The sequence below is a fragment of the Reichenbachiella sp. genome, from assembly GCF_965233835.1.
In the GTDB taxonomy this organism is placed as follows: Bacteria; Bacteroidota; Bacteroidia; order Cytophagales; family Cyclobacteriaceae; genus Reichenbachiella.
In genome coordinates, this window is the sequence record NZ_OZ247585.1 from 1,714,438 (window position 1) to 1,733,499 (window position 19,062).

General features: G+C 39.9%; 14 protein-coding genes. 11 read left to right on the forward strand and 3 right to left on the reverse strand.

Annotated elements, in window-relative coordinates:
* Window positions 1–25: 25 nt before the first annotated feature.
* From ACO6S2_RS07485 to ACO6S2_RS07495, 3 genes are all read right to left on the reverse strand, one after another.
* Window positions 26–361 carry an arsenosugar biosynthesis-associated peroxidase-like protein gene (locus ACO6S2_RS07485; protein ID WP_422361874.1) on the reverse strand — a complete coding sequence of 112 codons (336 nt, stop codon included), beginning with the start codon at window positions 359–361 and terminating at the stop codon, window positions 26–28.
* Between the two features lie 303 nt (window positions 362–664).
* The gene (locus ACO6S2_RS07490) at window positions 665–1,894 is read right to left on the reverse strand and encodes a BspA family leucine-rich repeat surface protein (RefSeq protein ID WP_422361875.1); all 1,230 of its coding nucleotides are present in this window, start codon (window positions 1,892–1,894) and stop codon (window positions 665–667) included.
* 143 nt (window positions 1,895–2,037) lie between these two features.
* The gene (locus tag ACO6S2_RS07495; protein WP_422361876.1) at window positions 2,038–2,553 is read right to left on the reverse strand and encodes a DUF4924 family protein; all 516 of its coding nucleotides are present in this window, start codon (window positions 2,551–2,553) and stop codon (window positions 2,038–2,040) included.
* Window positions 2,554–2,756: 203 nt separating this feature from the next.
* Here ACO6S2_RS07495 and lepA point away from each other — a divergent pair, with 203 nt between their 5' ends.
* From lepA to ACO6S2_RS07550, 11 genes are all read left to right on the forward strand, one after another.
* Window positions 2,757–4,544, forward strand: a complete 1,788-nt coding sequence (gene lepA, locus ACO6S2_RS07500; protein WP_422361877.1) for a translation elongation factor 4 — start codon at window positions 2,757–2,759, stop codon at window positions 4,542–4,544.
* A 94-nt stretch (window positions 4,545–4,638) separates the two neighbouring features.
* Window positions 4,639–5,511: a bifunctional 5,10-methylenetetrahydrofolate dehydrogenase/5,10-methenyltetrahydrofolate cyclohydrolase gene (locus ACO6S2_RS07505; RefSeq protein ID WP_422361878.1), complete on the forward strand. Its 873-nt coding sequence runs from the start codon at window positions 4,639–4,641 to the stop codon at window positions 5,509–5,511.
* Window positions 5,512–5,552: 41 nt separating this feature from the next.
* Window positions 5,553–6,134, forward strand: a complete 582-nt coding sequence (locus ACO6S2_RS07510; protein ID WP_422361879.1) for a 7-carboxy-7-deazaguanine synthase QueE — start codon at window positions 5,553–5,555, stop codon at window positions 6,132–6,134.
* A 29-nt stretch (window positions 6,135–6,163) separates the two neighbouring features.
* Window positions 6,164–8,095, forward strand: coding sequence for an OmpA family protein (locus ACO6S2_RS07515; RefSeq protein WP_422361880.1), 1,932 nt, complete (start codon window positions 6,164–6,166; stop codon window positions 8,093–8,095).
* A gap of 167 nt (window positions 8,096–8,262) precedes the next feature.
* Window positions 8,263–11,457, forward strand: coding sequence for a SusC/RagA family TonB-linked outer membrane protein (locus ACO6S2_RS07520; protein WP_422361881.1), 3,195 nt, complete (start codon window positions 8,263–8,265; stop codon window positions 11,455–11,457).
* 24 nt (window positions 11,458–11,481) lie between these two features.
* Window positions 11,482–12,993: a SusD/RagB family nutrient-binding outer membrane lipoprotein gene (locus ACO6S2_RS07525; protein WP_422361882.1), complete on the forward strand. Its 1,512-nt coding sequence runs from the start codon at window positions 11,482–11,484 to the stop codon at window positions 12,991–12,993.
* A 27-nt stretch (window positions 12,994–13,020) separates the two neighbouring features.
* Window positions 13,021–13,713: an immunoglobulin-like domain-containing protein gene (locus ACO6S2_RS07530; protein ID WP_422361883.1), complete on the forward strand. Its 693-nt coding sequence runs from the start codon at window positions 13,021–13,023 to the stop codon at window positions 13,711–13,713.
* A gap of 24 nt (window positions 13,714–13,737) precedes the next feature.
* Window positions 13,738–14,268, forward strand: coding sequence for a hypothetical protein (locus tag ACO6S2_RS07535; protein WP_422361884.1), 531 nt, complete (start codon window positions 13,738–13,740; stop codon window positions 14,266–14,268).
* Window positions 14,269–14,332: 64 nt separating this feature from the next.
* A complete protein-coding gene (locus ACO6S2_RS07540; protein WP_422361885.1) occupies window positions 14,333–14,683 on the forward strand; it encodes a hypothetical protein in 351 nt (116 codons plus the stop codon).
* Window positions 14,673–18,218 carry a T9SS type A sorting domain-containing protein gene (locus ACO6S2_RS07545; RefSeq protein WP_422361886.1) on the forward strand — a complete coding sequence of 1,182 codons (3,546 nt, stop codon included), beginning with the start codon at window positions 14,673–14,675 and terminating at the stop codon, window positions 18,216–18,218. The genes ACO6S2_RS07540 and ACO6S2_RS07545 overlap by 11 nt, the downstream gene beginning before the upstream one ends.
* 138 nt (window positions 18,219–18,356) lie before the next feature.
* Window positions 18,357–18,911, forward strand: coding sequence for a hypothetical protein (locus tag ACO6S2_RS07550; RefSeq protein ID WP_422361887.1), 555 nt, complete (start codon window positions 18,357–18,359; stop codon window positions 18,909–18,911).
* Window positions 18,912–19,062 lie beyond the last annotated feature (151 nt).

Genomic DNA, 19,062 nt, shown 5'->3' on the forward strand with positions numbered 1-19,062 from the left:
CAAATTTCAAATCTTGAATTCACGATCACATCGTCAAATCATCAATCTTATTCATCATCTGTACGCCATGTACCAACACCGCTCCGCTTTTGATGGCTGCCGCTACGTGAATCGCTTCCATCATTTGCGCTTCGTCGGCGCCTTTTTCTAGTGAGTCAGACGTATAAGCGTCTATGCAATACGGACATTGTACGGCATGCGATACTGCCAAGGCGATCAGTGACTTTTCCCTTTGCGTCAATGCGCCTTCTTTGAATACGTCGCCATAGTAGTCGAAAAATTTCTTACCCAACTCGGGTTGTAGCTCAGTGATGTTGCCAAATTTCTTTAGATCCTTCGGATCGTAGTATGTCTTTTCCATGTATGTATTGGTTATGAGTAGGTAGGTGAATTTTAAAATCTTGAATTTAAAATTTCTATCCCAATAACCATGAGCGATAGGAAATAATTCCAATTAATTGAGTCATTTCTTACTTCCCTTTCCCTCTGTTCGTTTGAAATGATAAATGATTGAAATATCTCTAAGAGTCACCTTAGAAGGATTCTGAGTAATGTCTCAGTTTTAAAGGAAGGTTTTTTCTCAAACTAATGTTGTAACTTATTCGATCCTAAAGTATGCACACGGTTGAAAGACCAAGTTTATGGTTGAGGAGATTTTGGCTTGTCAAGGTGTACAGTTGGTAAAATTTGGCTTAGGTAAAGTCCAATTTGGCGTATCAGTACTAAAATCTTCACATTCGATTACATTTGAAACATCCCATGAGCTAATATCTTGATTGAATTGAGAATCTTGAAACATACTTACCATATTTATTACGTTGCTCACATTCCAAGAGCTGATATCTTGATTGAATGATGATTCAGAGAACATATGCCTCATATTGGTAACCTTACTCACATCCCAAGGGCTAATATCTTGGTTGAAGGATGATATTGCAAACATAGCCAGCGTATTGGTTGTATTACTCATATCCCAAGAACTAATATCCTGATTGAATTGCGAGTCAATGAACATGCCTGCCATAGTAATAACATTGTTCACATCCCAAGAACTAATATCTTGATTGAATGATGTTTCAGCAAACATGGCTTCCATATCGGTGACGTTGCTTACATTCCAAGAACGGATGTCCTGATTGAATGGTGAATCACGAAACATAAGTTCCATATTTGTAACCCTACTCACATCCCAAGCACTGATTTCTTGATTGAATTGAGACTTATAGAACATACCGCTCATATCAGTAACCTTACTCACATTCCAAGAGCTGATATTTTGGTTGAATTGTGACTCATAGAACATGTAATTCATATCAACAACACTGCCCACATTCCATGCACTTATATCTTGATTGAAGGATGATCGAATAAACATAAGTTCCATATTTGTAACCCTGCTCACATCCCAAGAACTGATGTTATGATTGAATTGTGACTCACGGAATAGCTCACTCATGTCAGTAATTAGTGAGGTGCAAATTGGAGGTAGTGAATCCCCTTTAGCTATTAAATTAGCTAATTGATATCGATCCACGACTAAATATGAAACGCCATTCAAAATATATGATTGACCAGCTCGAGCATTTTGGTACGCTTTCACTGTAACACCATTGTCATCAAGATAGATATATATGGAACACCCATTTTCATCTACCAAATCTCTATATGGTGTATCATCACACAGATCAAAATCATTACTAACCCCATCGAAATCAGAGTCTTTTTGAGATTCAGCACATCCACTAGAATCAACTTCATGGCCTGATAAGGTGCCGAGACATCTATCAGAAGAATCTTCTATGCCATCTTTATCAGAATCCACAAATACATCATCATCACAGTTGGATAAAATCATTAAACACAGTGTGAGTATAAAAGGCGAAAACTTTTTCATTGATAATAAATATGATCGATTTCCTTACTGGGAGCAATTTCTCGGAAGTGCAGCGGATAGGTTTTGTTAATTATAGAACAGGAACAAAAGTAGGAGAATCGGAAGACTACCACAAATCGAATCGCAAACGGGCAAGCTAGTTTTTAGTTAGAAGCCTTTTGCTCCTCGTACTTATAACTCAGCAGTGAAAGTAAATCTCCAAATCGGTCGACCATTTCTTGGTCTTCTGGTTCGATGATGCGCTCGGCTATTTTTAGGAGGAGAAATCCGTAGATGCCGTTGAGACAGATTTGAATTTCATCTCGGATCGCACCTTGAGCGTGGCTCATGTTGTTTTCTATGAAGGGTAAGGCTTTTTGATACACACCATAATAGTCTTCATCGTCGGCTTTAAGCTGGTCGTGCAGATTACTTAGGGTCACAACCAGCTCATTTACTTCCTGTAAGTGACCTTTTTCTTCTATGCCCTGATCTTTCATTTTCTGCATGAACTCCTCGTAATGATTCACTTCAGCTAGTTTTTCTTTGTCTGAGATCGGGAAGAAATTGATGACCTGAGTGCCAAACTTTTCGAGGTCGAACTGATAGGCTCGCATCAGGTCTTCTTTGCGGTAGATAGAGATGATATATTCTGAAATATTGTTGGATTGTTCGGTCATAATAGCTTTACAAATTTATACTTTTTTTAATCTCTACGGCTCGTGGAGACACAAGCTATGGCGTTTGATTTAGTTATATCGCCTTGGCTCGTATCCTCACGAACCTTATTGCGAAAATGACATTAAAAAACACTAGTTCATCTTTGAATCAGAATGCAAAACTGAACTAAACTTTGCCTATTTTTGCATTCTTTTTTGAAAAAATGGAGAACATAAGAAATTTCTGCATCATTGCACACATAGATCACGGCAAGAGTACCTTGGCGGATCGTTTATTACAACACACCGGGACCGTGGCGGATCGCGACATGCAAGAGCAATTGCTCGACGACATGGATCTAGAGCGTGAGCGTGGCATTACTATCAAGAGTCACGCTATCCAAATGGGCTATAAGTTTGACAATAAAGACTATACGCTCAATTTGATTGATACCCCTGGACACGTAGATTTTTCTTACGAAGTGTCAAGATCAATTGCAGCTTGTGAAGGAGCCTTGTTGATCGTAGATGCCTCGCAGGGCATCGAAGCGCAGACCATTTCCAATCTTTATTTAGCGCTAGAACATGATCTGGAAATCATTCCAGTACTCAATAAAATTGACTTGCCAGGCGCCATGCCTGAAGAAGTGTCGGATCAGATTATTGATTTGATCGGTTGCGACAAAGAAGACATTATTCACGCAAGTGGAAAAACAGGCATAGGCGTAGATGATATTTTGGAAGCCATTGTAAATAGAATTCCTGCTCCCAAAGGCAATCCTGACGAGCCACTTCAGGCGATGATTTTCGATTCTACTTTCAACTCCTTTAGAGGAATCGAAGTAATCTTCCGTGTATTTAATGGTTCGATCAAAAAAGGAGATAAAGTAAAGTTCGTAGCTACCGGCAAAACTTACGACGCTGACGAAATCGGCATTTTGGGACTGGAGCAAAAGCCACAAAAAGAAATTTCTGCTGGAAATGTAGGCTACCTCATTTCTGGAATCAAGGTAGCTAAGGAAGTAAAAGTAGGTGATACAATCACCCACGTAGATCGTCCAACTCAGGAAATGATCAAAGGTTTCGAAGATGTGAAGCCGATGGTATTTGCCGGTATCTATCCGGTAGAAACGACCGATTACGAAGAACTTCGCGCTTCGATGGAAAAATTGCAGCTCAATGATGCCTCATTGATCTGGGAGCCTGAGACTTCAGCAGCACTTGGGTTTGGGTTTAGATGTGGGTTCTTAGGCATGCTACACATGGAGATCATTCAGGAGCGTTTGGAGCGAGAGTTTGATATGACCGTAATTACGACAGTGCCTTCTGTGCAGTTCAAAGCAGAAATGACGGATGGTACAGAGACCTTCATCAACGCACCATCGGAAATGCCGGACCCTAGTAGAATCAAAGAGGTGCAAGAGCCTTATATCAAAGCGCAGATTATTAGTAAGGCTGATTTTGTAGGGCCGATTATCTCTCTTTGTATGGACAAACGTGGCACTATTCAGAATCAGGTCTACCTGACTTCGGAGCGAGTGGAGTTGACTTTCGATATTCCTTTGTCGGAGATCGTGTTTGATTTCTTTGATAAGTTGAAAACGATTTCACGAGGCTATGCTTCTTTGGATTATGAATTGACTGGATTAAGAGCTTCAAAATTGGTGAAACTGGATATCATGCTTAATGGTGAACCCGTAGATGCCTTGTCGGCGATTGTGCATAGAGACAAAGCCTACGAATGGGGTAAACGACTGTGTGAAAAACTGAAAGAACTGATCCCAAGGCAGATGTTTGAGATTCCGATTCAGGCATCAATAGGTAATAAAATTATCGCTAGAGAGACGGTAAAAGCCATGCGTAAAAATGTACTGGCGAAATGTTATGGTGGTGATATTTCGCGTAAGCGTAAACTGTTGGAAAAGCAGAAAAAAGGTAAGAAGCGTATGCGTCAGGTGGGTAATGTAGAAATTCCTCAAGATGCATTTATGGCGGTATTGAAATTAGATTAAACTTCAAAAGTCAATCCCGATTTGGTGTTTGGGATTTGAAAATTGATATTTATAGTTCCTCATTGACCCAAAGCAAACAGGAAAACTAAATAGGATGGCTACAATAATTGACGGCAAAAAGGTATCGGCAGATATTAAATCAGAAATCAAAACACAGGTAGATGAGCTCAAGGCTACGGGCAAACGTGCGCCTCATTTGGCTATAATTATTGTGGGCGATGATGGAGCCAGTCACACTTATGTAGGAGGAAAAATCAAGGCCTGTGCTGCTGTAGGTTTTGAGTATACCTTGATGCAGTTTGCTGATAGTATATCAGAAGAGAAGTTGCTTAAGCATGTACATAACCTAAACACTGACGACGATATTGATGGATTTATTGTTCAGTTGCCTTTACCAGCGCATATTTCAGTAGATAAAGTAACAGAAAGTATCTCTGCAGAAAAGGATGTCGATGGTTTCGTTAATGAGAACTTTGGAAGCATCACTTCGGATCATCCGAAGTTGATGCCCGCTACGCCATTTGGTGTAATGGAGCTGTTGAAGCGATACAAGATCGAAACGGAAGGAAAGAATTGTGTGATTGTGGGTGCGAGTCGTTTAGTGGGTGCACCATTGGCCTTGATGCTTTCCAAGGAGGGCAACGCAACAGTTTCACTTTGCAATAAATACACTAAAGATTTAGCCAATCATACCAGACAGGCAGATATTTTGATTTCAGCAGTCGGGTTGCCTGGGCTCATTACTAAGGATATGGTTCAAAAGGGGGCTGTAGTGATTGATGTGGGGACAACTAGAGTGGAAGATGCTTCTAAGAAATCTGGCTTCAGGTTGTCCGGAGATGCGGACTATGAAAATATCGAGCCGATAGCGAGTCATATTACTCCAGTGCCAGGAGGCGTTGGACCCATGACTATCGCCATGCTTATGGTGAATACACTTCAGGCCGCAAAGAAGAACCTACTGTAAGTTTGACTTTCACTCCCAAAATATCAGAAAAACTTCCAATCATGGAGATTTTTTACTCCATTCAAGGGGAAGGTTTTCATTCTGGTAAACCGGCCATCTTTGTAAGATTGGGAGGGTGCGACGTAGGTTGTGTATGGTGTGATGTAAAAGAATCCTGGAACGAAGAAGATCACCCTTTCCTAACTATTGATGAAATCTTAGATGAGCTAAGTAAATACCCTTGCAAAACTTTGATCATTACTGGTGGCGAGCCTTTGATGTATGACTTGGTGCAACTGACCAGTCTATTGAAATCTGAGGGCTATCAGCTGCATATAGAAACCTCCGGTGCCTATCCTATGACCGGGACATGGGACTGGGTTTGTTTTTCACCCAAAAAATTTAAGGTGCCGCATGAGTCAGTATATAGCCAAGCACATGAGTTAAAAGCGATTGTATTCAATAAATCAGATTTTAAATTTGCCGAAGAGCATGCAGCTGGAGTAGAAGAAAAATGCATGTTGTACTTGCAGCCTGAATGGGGAAAGGCAGAACAAATGACTGAAAAGATCATTGAATATGCGAAAGAACATCCTCAATGGAATATTTCATTACAAACACACAAATACCTCAATATTCCATAATATCTTCGTTATTGCATAAAACGAGTCTTATGAGAATTGCCATTACCACCTTATTTTTCCTCACTTGCTTTAGCGTATTTGGCCAATACACAAAGTATCATACCACAGATAAAAGAGCCGAAAAGTACTATGAAGAAGCTCGGCAATACTTAAAAAGAGCTCAATTTCGGGAGGCTTTTGAGCCGTTGCAAGATGCATTGGATAAGGACCCCAACTTCATTGAAGTTTGGTTGGCTATGGGTAGTGCCAATTATAGGTTGGGTAGGTTCGATGAAACGCTGGTGGCCTTACAAAAGGCTTTGGAAATAGATCCTGATTACTCTAAGTCCATTTATGCATACTTTTTGATTGGCGAAATTTATTTTAAGCAAGCCAACTACGAAGAAGCTAAAGCTTATTTAGCTCATTACTTATCCAGAGACAATACTGAAATAAAAAAACGACAACAGGCCGAAGTGATGGTAGATAACTGTCAATTTGCCTTGGTAGCAATGGAGGCTCCGTTTGAGTATAATATACAAATTTTACCGGATCATGCCAATTCGTTTGCGCTGCAGTACTTTCCAGTGCTTTCTGTAGACCAGCAGACGATTTACTTTACTCGTCGTGAAGGGCTGTCCGTACAACAGGATGAGGATATTTTTTATAGCGACAAACTGGAAGATGGAAGTTGGTCGATGCCTCAGTCAGTTTCAGAGAATATTAACTCAGCCTACAATGAAGGGGCGGCGTCTTTGTCTGCCGATGGACGAATGCTAGTGTTTACCTCTTGTGATGGACGCCGAGGGTTTGGAAGCTGTGATATTTATGTTTCCTATAAGGAGGGCGACAACTGGTCTACTCCCGAAAATATGGGCAATATGATCAACTCGGCCGCGTGGGAAGCTCAAGCTTCACTCTCAGCAGATGGGCGCACGATTTATTTTGTTTCTAATAGACAGGGGGGCTATGGTCGGAAGGATATTTGGTCATCTAGTAAAAACAAGAAAGGAAAGTGGGGAGCGGCAGTAAATCTTGGAAAAAAAATTAATACAAATAAAGACGAAATTTCACCCTTTATTCATGCAAATGGTGAGTCTATATATTACTCATCCAATGGCAAAATTGGGTTGGGAGGATTAGATATTTATATGAGTGAAAAAACTGATTCCATCTGGTCTGACCCAGTCAATTTGGGCTACCCATTAAATGATGCCCATGACCAACTATCGCTCTATATTTCTTCTAATGGTGAGAAGGGATATTACACCATAGAAAAGAAAGATCGAGGTAGTTTTGAAAGTAAATTATACAGCTTTGATCTACCCGATAGCTTTCGTGTTTCGAACCGAAGTTCTTACCTGAAAGGTACTGTAACTGATGCTGATACGGGGACCCCACTTCGGGCGAATATTAAGTTGTATAAATTGAATAACGAGAAATATTATTCTGAACTTTTGTCAGATATGAAGACCGGTGATTACACTGTTGTGTTATCCGAATCAAATCAGTATGGGCTATATATATCCTCTCCTGGCTATCTATTTCAGGATTTTTCATTTTCATTCGATGATATTGATGCCTTCGATTCAAATTTACTTGATGTCAAATTAGAGCCAGTCAAGGTTGGTACTACTACTGTTTTGGGTAATATTTTCTTTGATTTCAACGAATACTCTCTTCAGCGAAAGTCTATGTCTGAGCTTAAAGAAGTGTATAGTTTTCTAAAGCAAAATCCTCAGGTGAAAGTGGAAATTTCAGGTCATACAGATAACGTTGGGTCTGCTGACTATAACCTTGAATTATCAACCAAAAGAGCTAAGTCTGTATACGATTTTTTACGTTTCAAAAGAATTGGTGACGAACAGATTTCTTATAAAGGCTATGGGCAGACTCTTCCAATTGCCCCCAATGATAATTTGGAAAACCAGTCAAAAAATAGAAGGATTGAGTTTAAAATTTTGGGAATATCTGATCAGTAGGAATTTATATCTGTAGTTACACCCTTATACCTTATTATTACTTTTTTTAGAGTAAATGTCCGTGAAATAACTAATCTATTTTTTTGTCTTAGTGCCGTAAGGGTAAAAATAGGCTGACCTTTTAAAAGGCCAGTTAAACATATTTTATCATTAAAAACTAAGACAATATGAGAAAACTACTACTAATTATCATGTTGCTGTCTGCGCTCATCGGAGAGTCGTGGGCGCAAGATCGAACCGTGTCTGGTAAGGTCACATCCGAGGAGGATGGTTCGACACTGCCTGGGGTAACGGTAATCCTGAAGGGTACAACAGTAGGTGCCACAACGGATCTTGATGGAAACTGGAAGTTAAGTGTTCCATCGGAAGGAGGAGTTCTGGTGTTCTCGTTTGTTGGTATGGCCTCTCAGGAAATTGAGATTGGTAATCGTTCGGTGATCGATTTGGCAATGGCAACAGATGCGAAGCAGCTAAATGAGGTGGTAATTACTTCATTTGGAATGGCTCGGGAGAAAAAGGCCCTTGGCTATGCAGTTCAAGAATTGCAATCCAAAGATTTAGTTCAATCTCAAACTAGGAGTGCCCTTCAAGCTTTTCAAGGAAAAGTTGCAGGAGTTCAAATAACAAACGCCTCAGGGGCACCTGGAGCCTCTACCAACATTGTAATGAGAGGAACTTCTTCCCTTACGGGTAACAATAGTGCTCTGTTTATTGTGGATGGGGTTCCGGTGAACAACTCCAATAACAACAACGGTGGAGTACTCACTGGATCTGTAGACGGAGGTAATGCAATAAATGACATCAATCCTGAAGACATTGCTTCAGTATCCATATTAAAAGGTGCATCTGCTGCGGCATTGTATGGTTCAAGAGCGGCGAATGGTGTGATTGTAATTACTACAAAAAAAGGACAGGACACCCAAGGTCGAATTAATGTTGAACTAAACTCCTCTTATACTTTCGAAAGAGTGTTGATGTTGCCAGAATTGCAAAATCAATTTGGGCAAGGGCAACAAGGAGACAACTACGGATTTCTTAACGATCAGGAAAGCTGGGGTGATGAGTTTGATGGTTCGCTCCGTCCTTATGGATCAGTAATTCTTGATAGATCAAGCCCATATTTCAATACACAAAGAGTAAAGCCTTATGTTGCACTTCCTGATAACCTTAGAGAGTACTTTGAAATAGGTGGAATGCTCACTAATAGTATTGCTTTGTCTGGAGGTACGCAGGCGGCGAGTTTTAGGATGTCCTTTTCTGATTTGAATCAGTCAGGTGTTATTCCGAATACAGATTTGAGAAGAAATACTTTTTCACTTGCTGGTTCTGCAAAAATGAACGAAAAGTTGGACTTCTCGGCCAACATCAATGTGGTTAGACAGAAGAACGATTTGGCCATAAATGGTCAAGGAGGCGAATCTCCTTATAATCAGGTATTGCAAACAAGTAGATCGATTAGCCTTATTGAGCAAAGAGATCTGAGCAATCCATACAATGGTGTTGATTGGTATTACACTCCATTTATTCAAAACCCATATTATAATTTGTTCAATGATTCTTATGTAAAAGAATTGAACAGATACTATGGAAACTTCACAATCAATTATAAACCGATTGAAATCTTGACCTTGACGGCTAGAGTAGGTTCTGATGTGTCTGGAGATGATCGAACCAGGGTGAAACAACGAAGAATTGCTTCCCCAATTAGCCCAAATGGAGGAGCCGATGAACCTGGTTTTATACAGGAGGAAGCGTATACCAATAGACAATTGGATGCCAATTTTATTGCATCTGTGAACAAGGATATTGCTAATGGGTTGAACTTAAATGCATTGGTGGGTTATAACTATAATCAACGATATGCTAGAGCCTTTTTTGCAAATGTGAATCAGACTTCTATCCCTGGATTCGAAAATATCAGTAACGGAGCAGTAAGTCCATCTGTTGGCGAGACGACAGCATTTAGAAAGCTGATGGGAGCCTACGGTCAGATAGATCTTTCTTATAAAGGGTTCTTGTTTTTGGGAGCAACTTATAGACAGGATTGGTCTTCTACTTTGCCTTTAGGGAACAATTCATTTGGATACCCTAGTGTAAATACGAGTATTGTACTGACCGATGCATTTGACTTAGGAATAGATAATATTCTCACCTTCGCCAAGGTGCGTGCGAGTTATGCAGAAGTAGGAAATGATGCCCCATCATACAGGACAAATTCGATATTCTTTGCACCTCAGACTGGGTTTGGTATTGCAGGTAACTTTGGATCGGTAGACTTTCCACTCAACGGAGTAGCTGGATTTACTGAAGGAAATAGAATTGGTAATCCTGGTTTGAAGCCAGAAAGAACCAAGGAGTTTGAAATCGGAGCAGATTTGAGGTTTGTGAATAACAGAATCGGACTTGATTTGGCCTATTTCAGTAAAGTTTCCGAAGATCAAATTGTAACTGCTCAGGCACCACCTTCATCAGGATTTTCAAGTCAGGTTCTTAATGCCGGCACAATCGAAAATAAAGGTTGGGAAGTGTTGTTTAGAGGTACTCCTGTTAAAACCAGCAATTTGACAGTTGAATTCTTGGTGAACTATACTAAGATAGATAACAAAATCACATCTCTACCAAATGGTGATATTACAATTGGTTTTGGTTTGGCCAACTTCCCATTGAAGGCTATCGAAGGTCAGCCGTATGGTGTGTTTGAAGCACCTACTGCATTAAGAAATGATGCAGGTCAGCTGATTCTAGATGGTAATGGACTACCACAGCAGGACCCAGCTCCAGCATTATTTGGAAGTGTTCAGCCAGATTGGTTAGGAGGAGTTACTACTAATGTGACGTACAAAAACTTCTCATTTAGTGCAACTGTAGATCATAAAAGTGGAGGAAAGGTTTATTCAAGAACTGTTGGACAAATCTATTTTAATGGTACCGCAGAAGAAACAGCATTTAACAACAGAGAAAGATTCATAGTTCCTGGAGTTGTAGACAATGGTGACGGCACATTCTCACCAAATCAAACTGTTTTGACTTATGCATCGAATAACATTCGACAATACTGGAATACAATCAACGGTTTTGGAGAGTATCTCATTTTTGATGCTGGTTATACCAAGTTGAGAGAGATGACCCTAAGCTACCAATTGCCAGCTGCGCTGTTGGATAAAACTTTTATAAGAACAGCTTCAGTAAGTGTTTATGGTAGAAATCTTTGGATTCATACACCTGATAGAAACACATACATCGATCCTGAGGTGAATTCTTTTACTTCTGGAAACGGAAACAATGGAAACTTGACTGGTTATGAGTTTGGAACTACACCAAGTACAAGTACATACGGAATGAGTGTACGAATTACTCTTTAATGGTCATTTAAAATTTATAAAGAGATGAAAATAGATATAAGAAAAATAGCGGTCACATTATTGGCTGTAGTCTTTGTTACTACGGCATGTGATGACACGCTAGATATAAATCAAGACCCTAATAATCCAGAAAGCTCTACAACAGCATTTACACTGCCAGTGGCAGAGGCGTCAATCGCTGTAATGATGAACTTGGATTTAGGAATTATGACTGGATTTTTGAATCAATATTGGACACAAGCTTTTCAGGCTTCTCAATATCAGGTTTATGACAACTATACTTACAATGGCAATCAAACTTCTACCGCATGGTTGCATGCATATGCATGGGCACTGGAAGATCTGAAGTTCGTTAGAGATCAAGCTATTGAAGATGGTACTCCAAACTATGAAGCTGTATCGATCTTATTGAGCGCATACACTTATCAAATGTTGGTTGATGTTTGGGACGAAGTTCCTTTTGATGAAGCACTTCAGGGAAAGGATGGAAACTTGAACCCTTCTTATGACGATGGGCAAGAGGTGTATGACGGACTGATTAATATGGTGGACGAGGCTTTGGCTTTGATCGATCTCAGTCCGACAGCAATTAATCCCGGTTCGGAAGACTTCTTGATGGGAGGCGATATGAATATGTGGATCAAATTTGCTAATACGCTTAAGCTAAGGATCTACATGAGACAGGCTTTGGCAAGACCAAGTGTAGCTCAGGCTGGAATTCAACAGCTGGAAACTGATGGCGCCGCGTTTATTGAGGCGGGCGAGGATGTAATGGTCCCATTTCCTGGAGGCTCAAATAATGAAAATCCATTGTATAGAGGAGATGTTTCTACTTTAGGTTTATCAGGACTTAACATCAATGCAAGTAATACAATCATCAATTTTTTCAATGCTCAGGGTGATCCAAGAATTGATTTTTACTTTGATGCACCAACTACAGGAACATCCGTTGGTACGCATGTAGGTATAAATCAGGGGGACGGAGTAACTCAAACTGGAGGAACTCCAATTTCTGATACTTCTATTCCAAGTTCAACTAACATTGTAGCCCCTACAAGTTCGGTGTATTTTATCAATGGATTTGAAAGCTTGTTTTTGCAGGCTGAGGCTCAAGAAAGAGGATGGCTAAGTGGTTCTGCTGCTACAACCTACGCTGAGGCTGTGCAGGAAGCTTTTACTTTCGCTGGCATGACAGCTTCTGCTGCAGCTTTTACAGGCGCAGGCGGAAATTATGAGTATCCTACTGGCGGCTCTCAGGCCGAAAGACTTGAGATGATTGCAATCCAGAAATGGATCGCCTTATGTGGAATTAACAACGTTGAGTCATGGGCGGAGTCCAGAAGAAACAACTATTTCAATAATGTAACAGGAGCTGGTTCTCTGCTTGATCTTTCACAATCAAGCGCAGGTACTGGTGCTTCATTAAATGGTAGTCAATTTCCACTTAGAGCACTGTACCCAGTTTCTGAAATTTCTACAAATCCGAATGCAACGCCAAATGGTAACATTGGTGACGGTGTTTGGTGGATTCAATAATTTGAAATAACTAAAAATATATATGTTATGAAAAATATATTATTAGCCTTAGTGGCTTGCTCAATGATGCTTTCATCTTGTCAGTACTTTGAGGCTCAGGAAGATACGTTAAACGTGCAGTCAACTGAAGTGCCGGAAATTAAATTCCCAAGTATTTTAGTCAACGGGGATAATCCTGCATTTATTACTGTAGGTGAGACCTATGAAGATGCCGGAGCTATGGCTACGCTAGGCGCTGAAGACATATCTGATGATATGGAAGTGGTTAGCGATGTTGACGCGAGTGCAGTAGGTGTTTATTCTGTTACATATTCAGTTGAATCAACAAATGCGCTTGGTCAGTCATCTGCTGCTACTGCTACTCGATTTGTGGCAGTAAGGCATGCGGTGGGTCCTGGACCTACCTTGGCCGGGAATTACACATCTACAAGCACCTCGTTTGGAGGAGCTTCTTTTGGTCAAACGATGACTGTAACTGATAACGGCAATGGTTATTACTCTGCTACGGACGTATATGCACATCCTAATGCAGATCAACCTGCCAACTTCTTTGATTTAGGTAATGCTGAAGTGGTAATCGAGCCACGAAGCACTGCTCAAACGATTTTTGGTTTGGCTATGATCGGGACAGTGACTGTTGATCCAGGGGTTACACTGGGTATGAATATTACATTTCCAGCGATTGGGTTTTCGACTGTAAAACCATGGGATAAACAGTAATTTGAAATTGTAAACATTGAAATTATGAAAAATTACAAAAACATAAATAGTATAAAATCCCTGTTCGGATTTCTCGCACTAGCCTTGACATTGGGAGCATGTGTTACCGGAGTTGACGACAATGTTGTTCTGAATGAGCATAATGCTTGGTTAGCCACAACACCGCGAGTTACAGATATGCTCGTAAACGGACAGGAAGTTGGGAGAGATAGTCTTTCAGTTTGGGAAGATGTGATTGTGAATGCTGGAGATGTTGTGAGCATTACCGCAACATTTAACACAGGGGAAGGAGCTGCAGAAAGTACATATACAATAGTTAGAAATTACTATGGCAGACACTTTTCTCAAGAAGCAAATCAAATCGTTGAGGGATTGGCTGATTCGGTATTTACCTATGGGTCAGGTGCAAATCAATTTAGTTTGGATTACACTGTTCCGGCTCAGGATGATGATGGTTTTGATTTTGATCATGACAACATTATTACCATATCTTTTAGATCTCTAAATGACATAGGTGCAGCAGGTTACAGTGATGTGACTCTAGCGTTTGAATAATCAATAATTATAACAAAATTAAAATGCCTTGGAAGGCTATCTTCCAAGGCATTTTTTTAAACATATGAGATACAGTTCTGTTGTTTTGATATTACTGGTATTTGCCTGTGTCAATTCAAGACAGCGTCACCCCATGGTTGAAAACTCTTTAAATGTTTCGTGCAAGCAGAATAGTATCAAATCGCATAAACTCTGTGTAACTGTATTAGACAGCATTAATAAGAAAATATTCTTCCAGTTATTGAGTCATGGTCGGGAGCAGCTTTCGGATACCATTTATTACTCTGAAGTCTTTTGGTATGACGAACAACACATAGTCATTAGAAAATTTCAAGGTTTTGCAGATAAGGTATCTGGTAAAAACTATAAAGATCAACTCGTCAGTATTATTAACCCATCTATAGATGAAAAGTAAAGTAAAGTATTCACTTCTTTTTTTAACGTTAATGAGTGTTTACTTCATTAGTTGCAATCAGAGTAAGAATCAAAAAAAAATAGAAGACATTCAAATTCCATTTCAAGATCAGCCTGAAGAGCTAGAGATGTATCATTATCTCATACGAACAAGAGATGTCGCTCTTCCTGATAGGTCTTACCGCTTAAATTATAAAATTGATGAACTGTCCAAAATGAGAGGTTTTGCCACTGCAAGGGGCAAAAAACAGGCAGACACTGATTGGATTGAGAGAGGGCCTGGAAATGTTCCCGGTCGTACCAGGGCCTTACTTAATTTTGAATCTGATACTGATGGTGAAACCTGGCTGGCTGGCTCAGCAGGTGGGGGGATTTGGAAAACTATAGACGGAGGAGAGAATTGGGCATGGAAGTCTGAAAGCTTTCCCAATATGGCTACAACCGTTTTGGCGAAATCAGAATCTAGTGACTTAGTCATCTATGCCGGTACTGGAGAATTTTTTAATAATGTAGGAGGTATCGATGGAGATGGTATGTTTAAATCTACTAATGGTGGGGAGTCTTGGTCTCAGATTTCTTCCACAGCTTCAAATCCAGATTTTCGAAATATTTTTAAAATCATTGTTGATCCCAATGAGCCGGAAAAACTATTAGCAGCAGTATCACAGTCTAGTGGAAAGGTGTTTCAAGAGGATTTGAAATCAACCATATTTAAGTCGTCAGATGGAGGAGCAACATGGGATGAAAAATATACAACTAACAGAAGAATTCAAGACTTAGACTTTAGACCTGGAGATTTTAATATCCAGTATGCCACGATTAATGGGACTGGACTTATCAAAAGTATTGATGCTGGTGAATCCTGGAGTGAAATTGGCGCAGAGGTTATCACTTCTGGGAGAATTGAACTGGATATTTCGACTGTTGATCCAGATAGGGTTTTTATTTCCGTACAGGGAGGGACTTCGGGAGGCTTTGGAGCAGCTAACCCAACGGGATCAAACGATTCTGATGTCTACGTCTCTCTTGATGCTGGAGATACTTGGCAAATCCTGATAGAGGAGAATGGTGGTGTGAATCATAATCATTTGGATGGTCAGGGCGGATATGATAATACCATAATGGCCCACCCTTTTGATAAGGATATTTTCTATGTTGGAGGTGTGGATCTGTGGAAAATGGAAATCGGAGATTTAAGTACAACAATTCCGGCAATTGGAAGTGTAGATACTACCGGAGTCGGGTTTATTGAGTTTGTGAATTTCGGGGCCTCTTTTTTTGGAGGAAGAATGGAAATTGGGTCCAATAATGAGGCAACTCAGCTTGATGGAGACTCATACGTAGATGTTGAAATATTATTTGGGCCTGGGATTAAGCAAAAGGCACATAGATTTTCCATTGCAAAAAATTCTGGCAGCAACGGTGATGATGGTGCTGGTGTTCCTACTAGTGGATACTTGTACGAGGGTTATGTAGAAGTTCCATTTCAAGTTTGGGACAGAACTAATAATAGACAGTTGATGGCTTCCTTTAGAGATCAGGAAAACGATGGTTCTTGGGATTTGGAAGAAAGGGATCCAGTAGATGCAACGGTAGCTCGTGAGTATCTGTTTGTGAATGGCGTAGAATACAGTGAAACTCCTAATGTGAATATAGCTGAGGATGCTGGGCATTCATTTAAGCAGCTATATTTTATGTGGCCTGCATTGGCTGTAGGTCAGTCATTTGATGCTGAAGGTTTACCTGTTTCATCGATTGAAATTTTCAAATCTGAAGTTCAATCTCGCCATCGCATAACTCATAATATTTCGGATTCTCGAGGTCAGTATGCCGGAAACAATGCCAACACACAACAAGAAGGAATCAAGGACCAGACAGAACTTCATCCGGATCATCACTTACTCGTCCCTGTAATACATGATGATCAGAACAAAACATTTAAAATTTTAAATGCTAATGATGGAGGAATATTTGTTTCTAATATATCCACATTGCCAGGGGTGAATGATGGAGAATGGATCCATGTAGGGAAGGGATTCAATACCAGTCAGTTATATGGAGTAGATAAAGCAGCTGGAAAAAATGAATATATATGCGGAATGCAGGACAATGCCAGTTGGCGTTCTCCTAGACAAGAGAGTGCTTCTAGTTCGTCAGATTATCTTAGAGCGAATTTTGGGGATGGCTTTGAAGCGCTTTGGCATTATACGGATGAGAACAAAATAATTACCTCTTCTCAAAATAACGGATTTAGAAAGACAATTGATGGAGGTAAATCATGGAGCCCTGCGACGGCAGGATTTTTTGACCCTTCGAGTCCGTTTGTTTCCAAGCTTGCACATTCAAAAAATGATCCAGATAGAATTTATACAGTGGCGAGCAGAGGCGTGTGGGCTTCTTCGGATTTTGGGGATAATTGGGAGTTGTCTTCAATATCAGAGGATTGGGCTGATTTTGGCTATGTAATGGATGTTTCTGTTTCATTGGTCGATCATATGATAGTTTGGGCAGGCGGGGGGATGACCTCAGAAAGCAAACTTCATGTTTCTTTGGATAGTGGTGTTACTTTCAAAGCTGTAGAAAACTATACAGCATTTGACCTATTGGGCAGAATATCAGGACTTGAAACACATCCCATCGAGCCTGAGACTGCGTTCGCACTCTTTTCTTTCCCCAACGCTCCAAAAATTTTACGAACTAAAGATTTGGGACAAAGTTGGGAAGATATCTCGGGCTTTGGAGAAAACCTTACAAGTTCAAATGGTTTTCCCGACGTTGCTGTTTACTCTTTGTTAGTTATGCCGCATAATGCAGATATTATTTGGGCTGGGACCGAGATCGGTATCGTCGAATCTATCGACAATGGTGAAAGTTGGCATATGCTGAGCAATGGATTTCCGGCATTGTCTGTTTGGGAGTTGAAAATTGTGGATAATCAAATTATAGCGGCTACACATGGGAGAGGTATTTGGACTTTGGATCTTATGGATATCAATAATGTGCCATTTATTCTAAGCGTTGATTGCATTAGTGGGATACCACCAAAAGTGAAAGTTAATGCTAGAGCAGTATACGATTCTTTGGAGTTATACGTAGACGGAAAGGTTGATGCTGTTCTTAAGGATCCTGATGTTTCTGTTTTGGAGGTTTCTACTTCTCTAAAGGCTTCAGGGAGTAATCAATTTCAGGCGGTATCCTACATTGATGGAAATCCATTTTACTCTGCTCGGGTTACTTTGAAGGTTGAATATGAAGAGGTTCTTGGAGTCAAAAACAGAAATGGATCCCCGGCCATAAAAATTTTCCCTAACCCATCTGGGGCTGGAGAAACAATCAAAGTGGAAATACAAGGAAGGAATTACACTAAGCAGGTTGTGGTAGTCGCTTATTCTCTTTCTGGTGAGAAAGTAGATCAAACAACTTTGGATATCGCAAGCAGTTTTAGTTTTGATGCAACTATATCTCGGGGAACCTACATTCTTCATTTTATGGAAGATTCAAAGCTGTTAGGAGTTGAAAGGCTTGTTGTTAAATAATTTGATTGGGAAATGCGATTAACTGACTTAAATAGATTCTGCTTGTTTATTACTTCAATAGTATTAATTAATCCAGTGTTGAAAGCTCAGGTGATTCAAAGTGGAACAATTGTGGAAATTCAATTGCAAAATGCAAGAATGAATTTAGAACAAGGAGAAGAAATTGAGGGGCATTTTTATGAATCTGACACGGTTTATCCTACTAATATTAGATTTCCGGATGATGAAATAATTGAGAGTGTAGATGCCAAATTTAATTTGTTAACCAATAACCTTGAATTAAAAATCAACAATCAGACATTGATCTTAAGAGGGAGAATGTTGAAGTCCTTTTCCCAAAATGGAAGTAAATATGTGCAAGGGAAGAATCTGCAGAATTATGGTTTGATCGATAGTCTGTTTTATCGGGTGATTGTAAATGATAAGTGCCAATTGTTTGCAACCTCCCAATTGGTACTTCAGCCAAACAACTATAACGAAATATTGGATGTGGGAGAAAAAAAAGACAGATATATAAAGAAAACTGAATATCTATTCTTCCGAAATGAAGAACTGGTTTACAGTTCAGTGTCACTTAAAAAAATGACGAAGTTTATTAGTAAACGCGCCTACTTTCAGCCCTGTGATACGGATCGTAGGCTGAAATCAACAGAATCTGATATGCAGAGTTTTCTTTCAAATTGTTGTCGTTGAACTTCTTGTCTTTTACTCGCAATAAATGGGTTTGACTTTAACGCAGTCGCAAGGGCTTAAATGAGCAAATCCCCTCTTTAAAAAATCAAAATCAATAAGTTTTTTGTAACGCCATTTTTCATTCTTTTAATAAAGAATATTAATTGGTGTA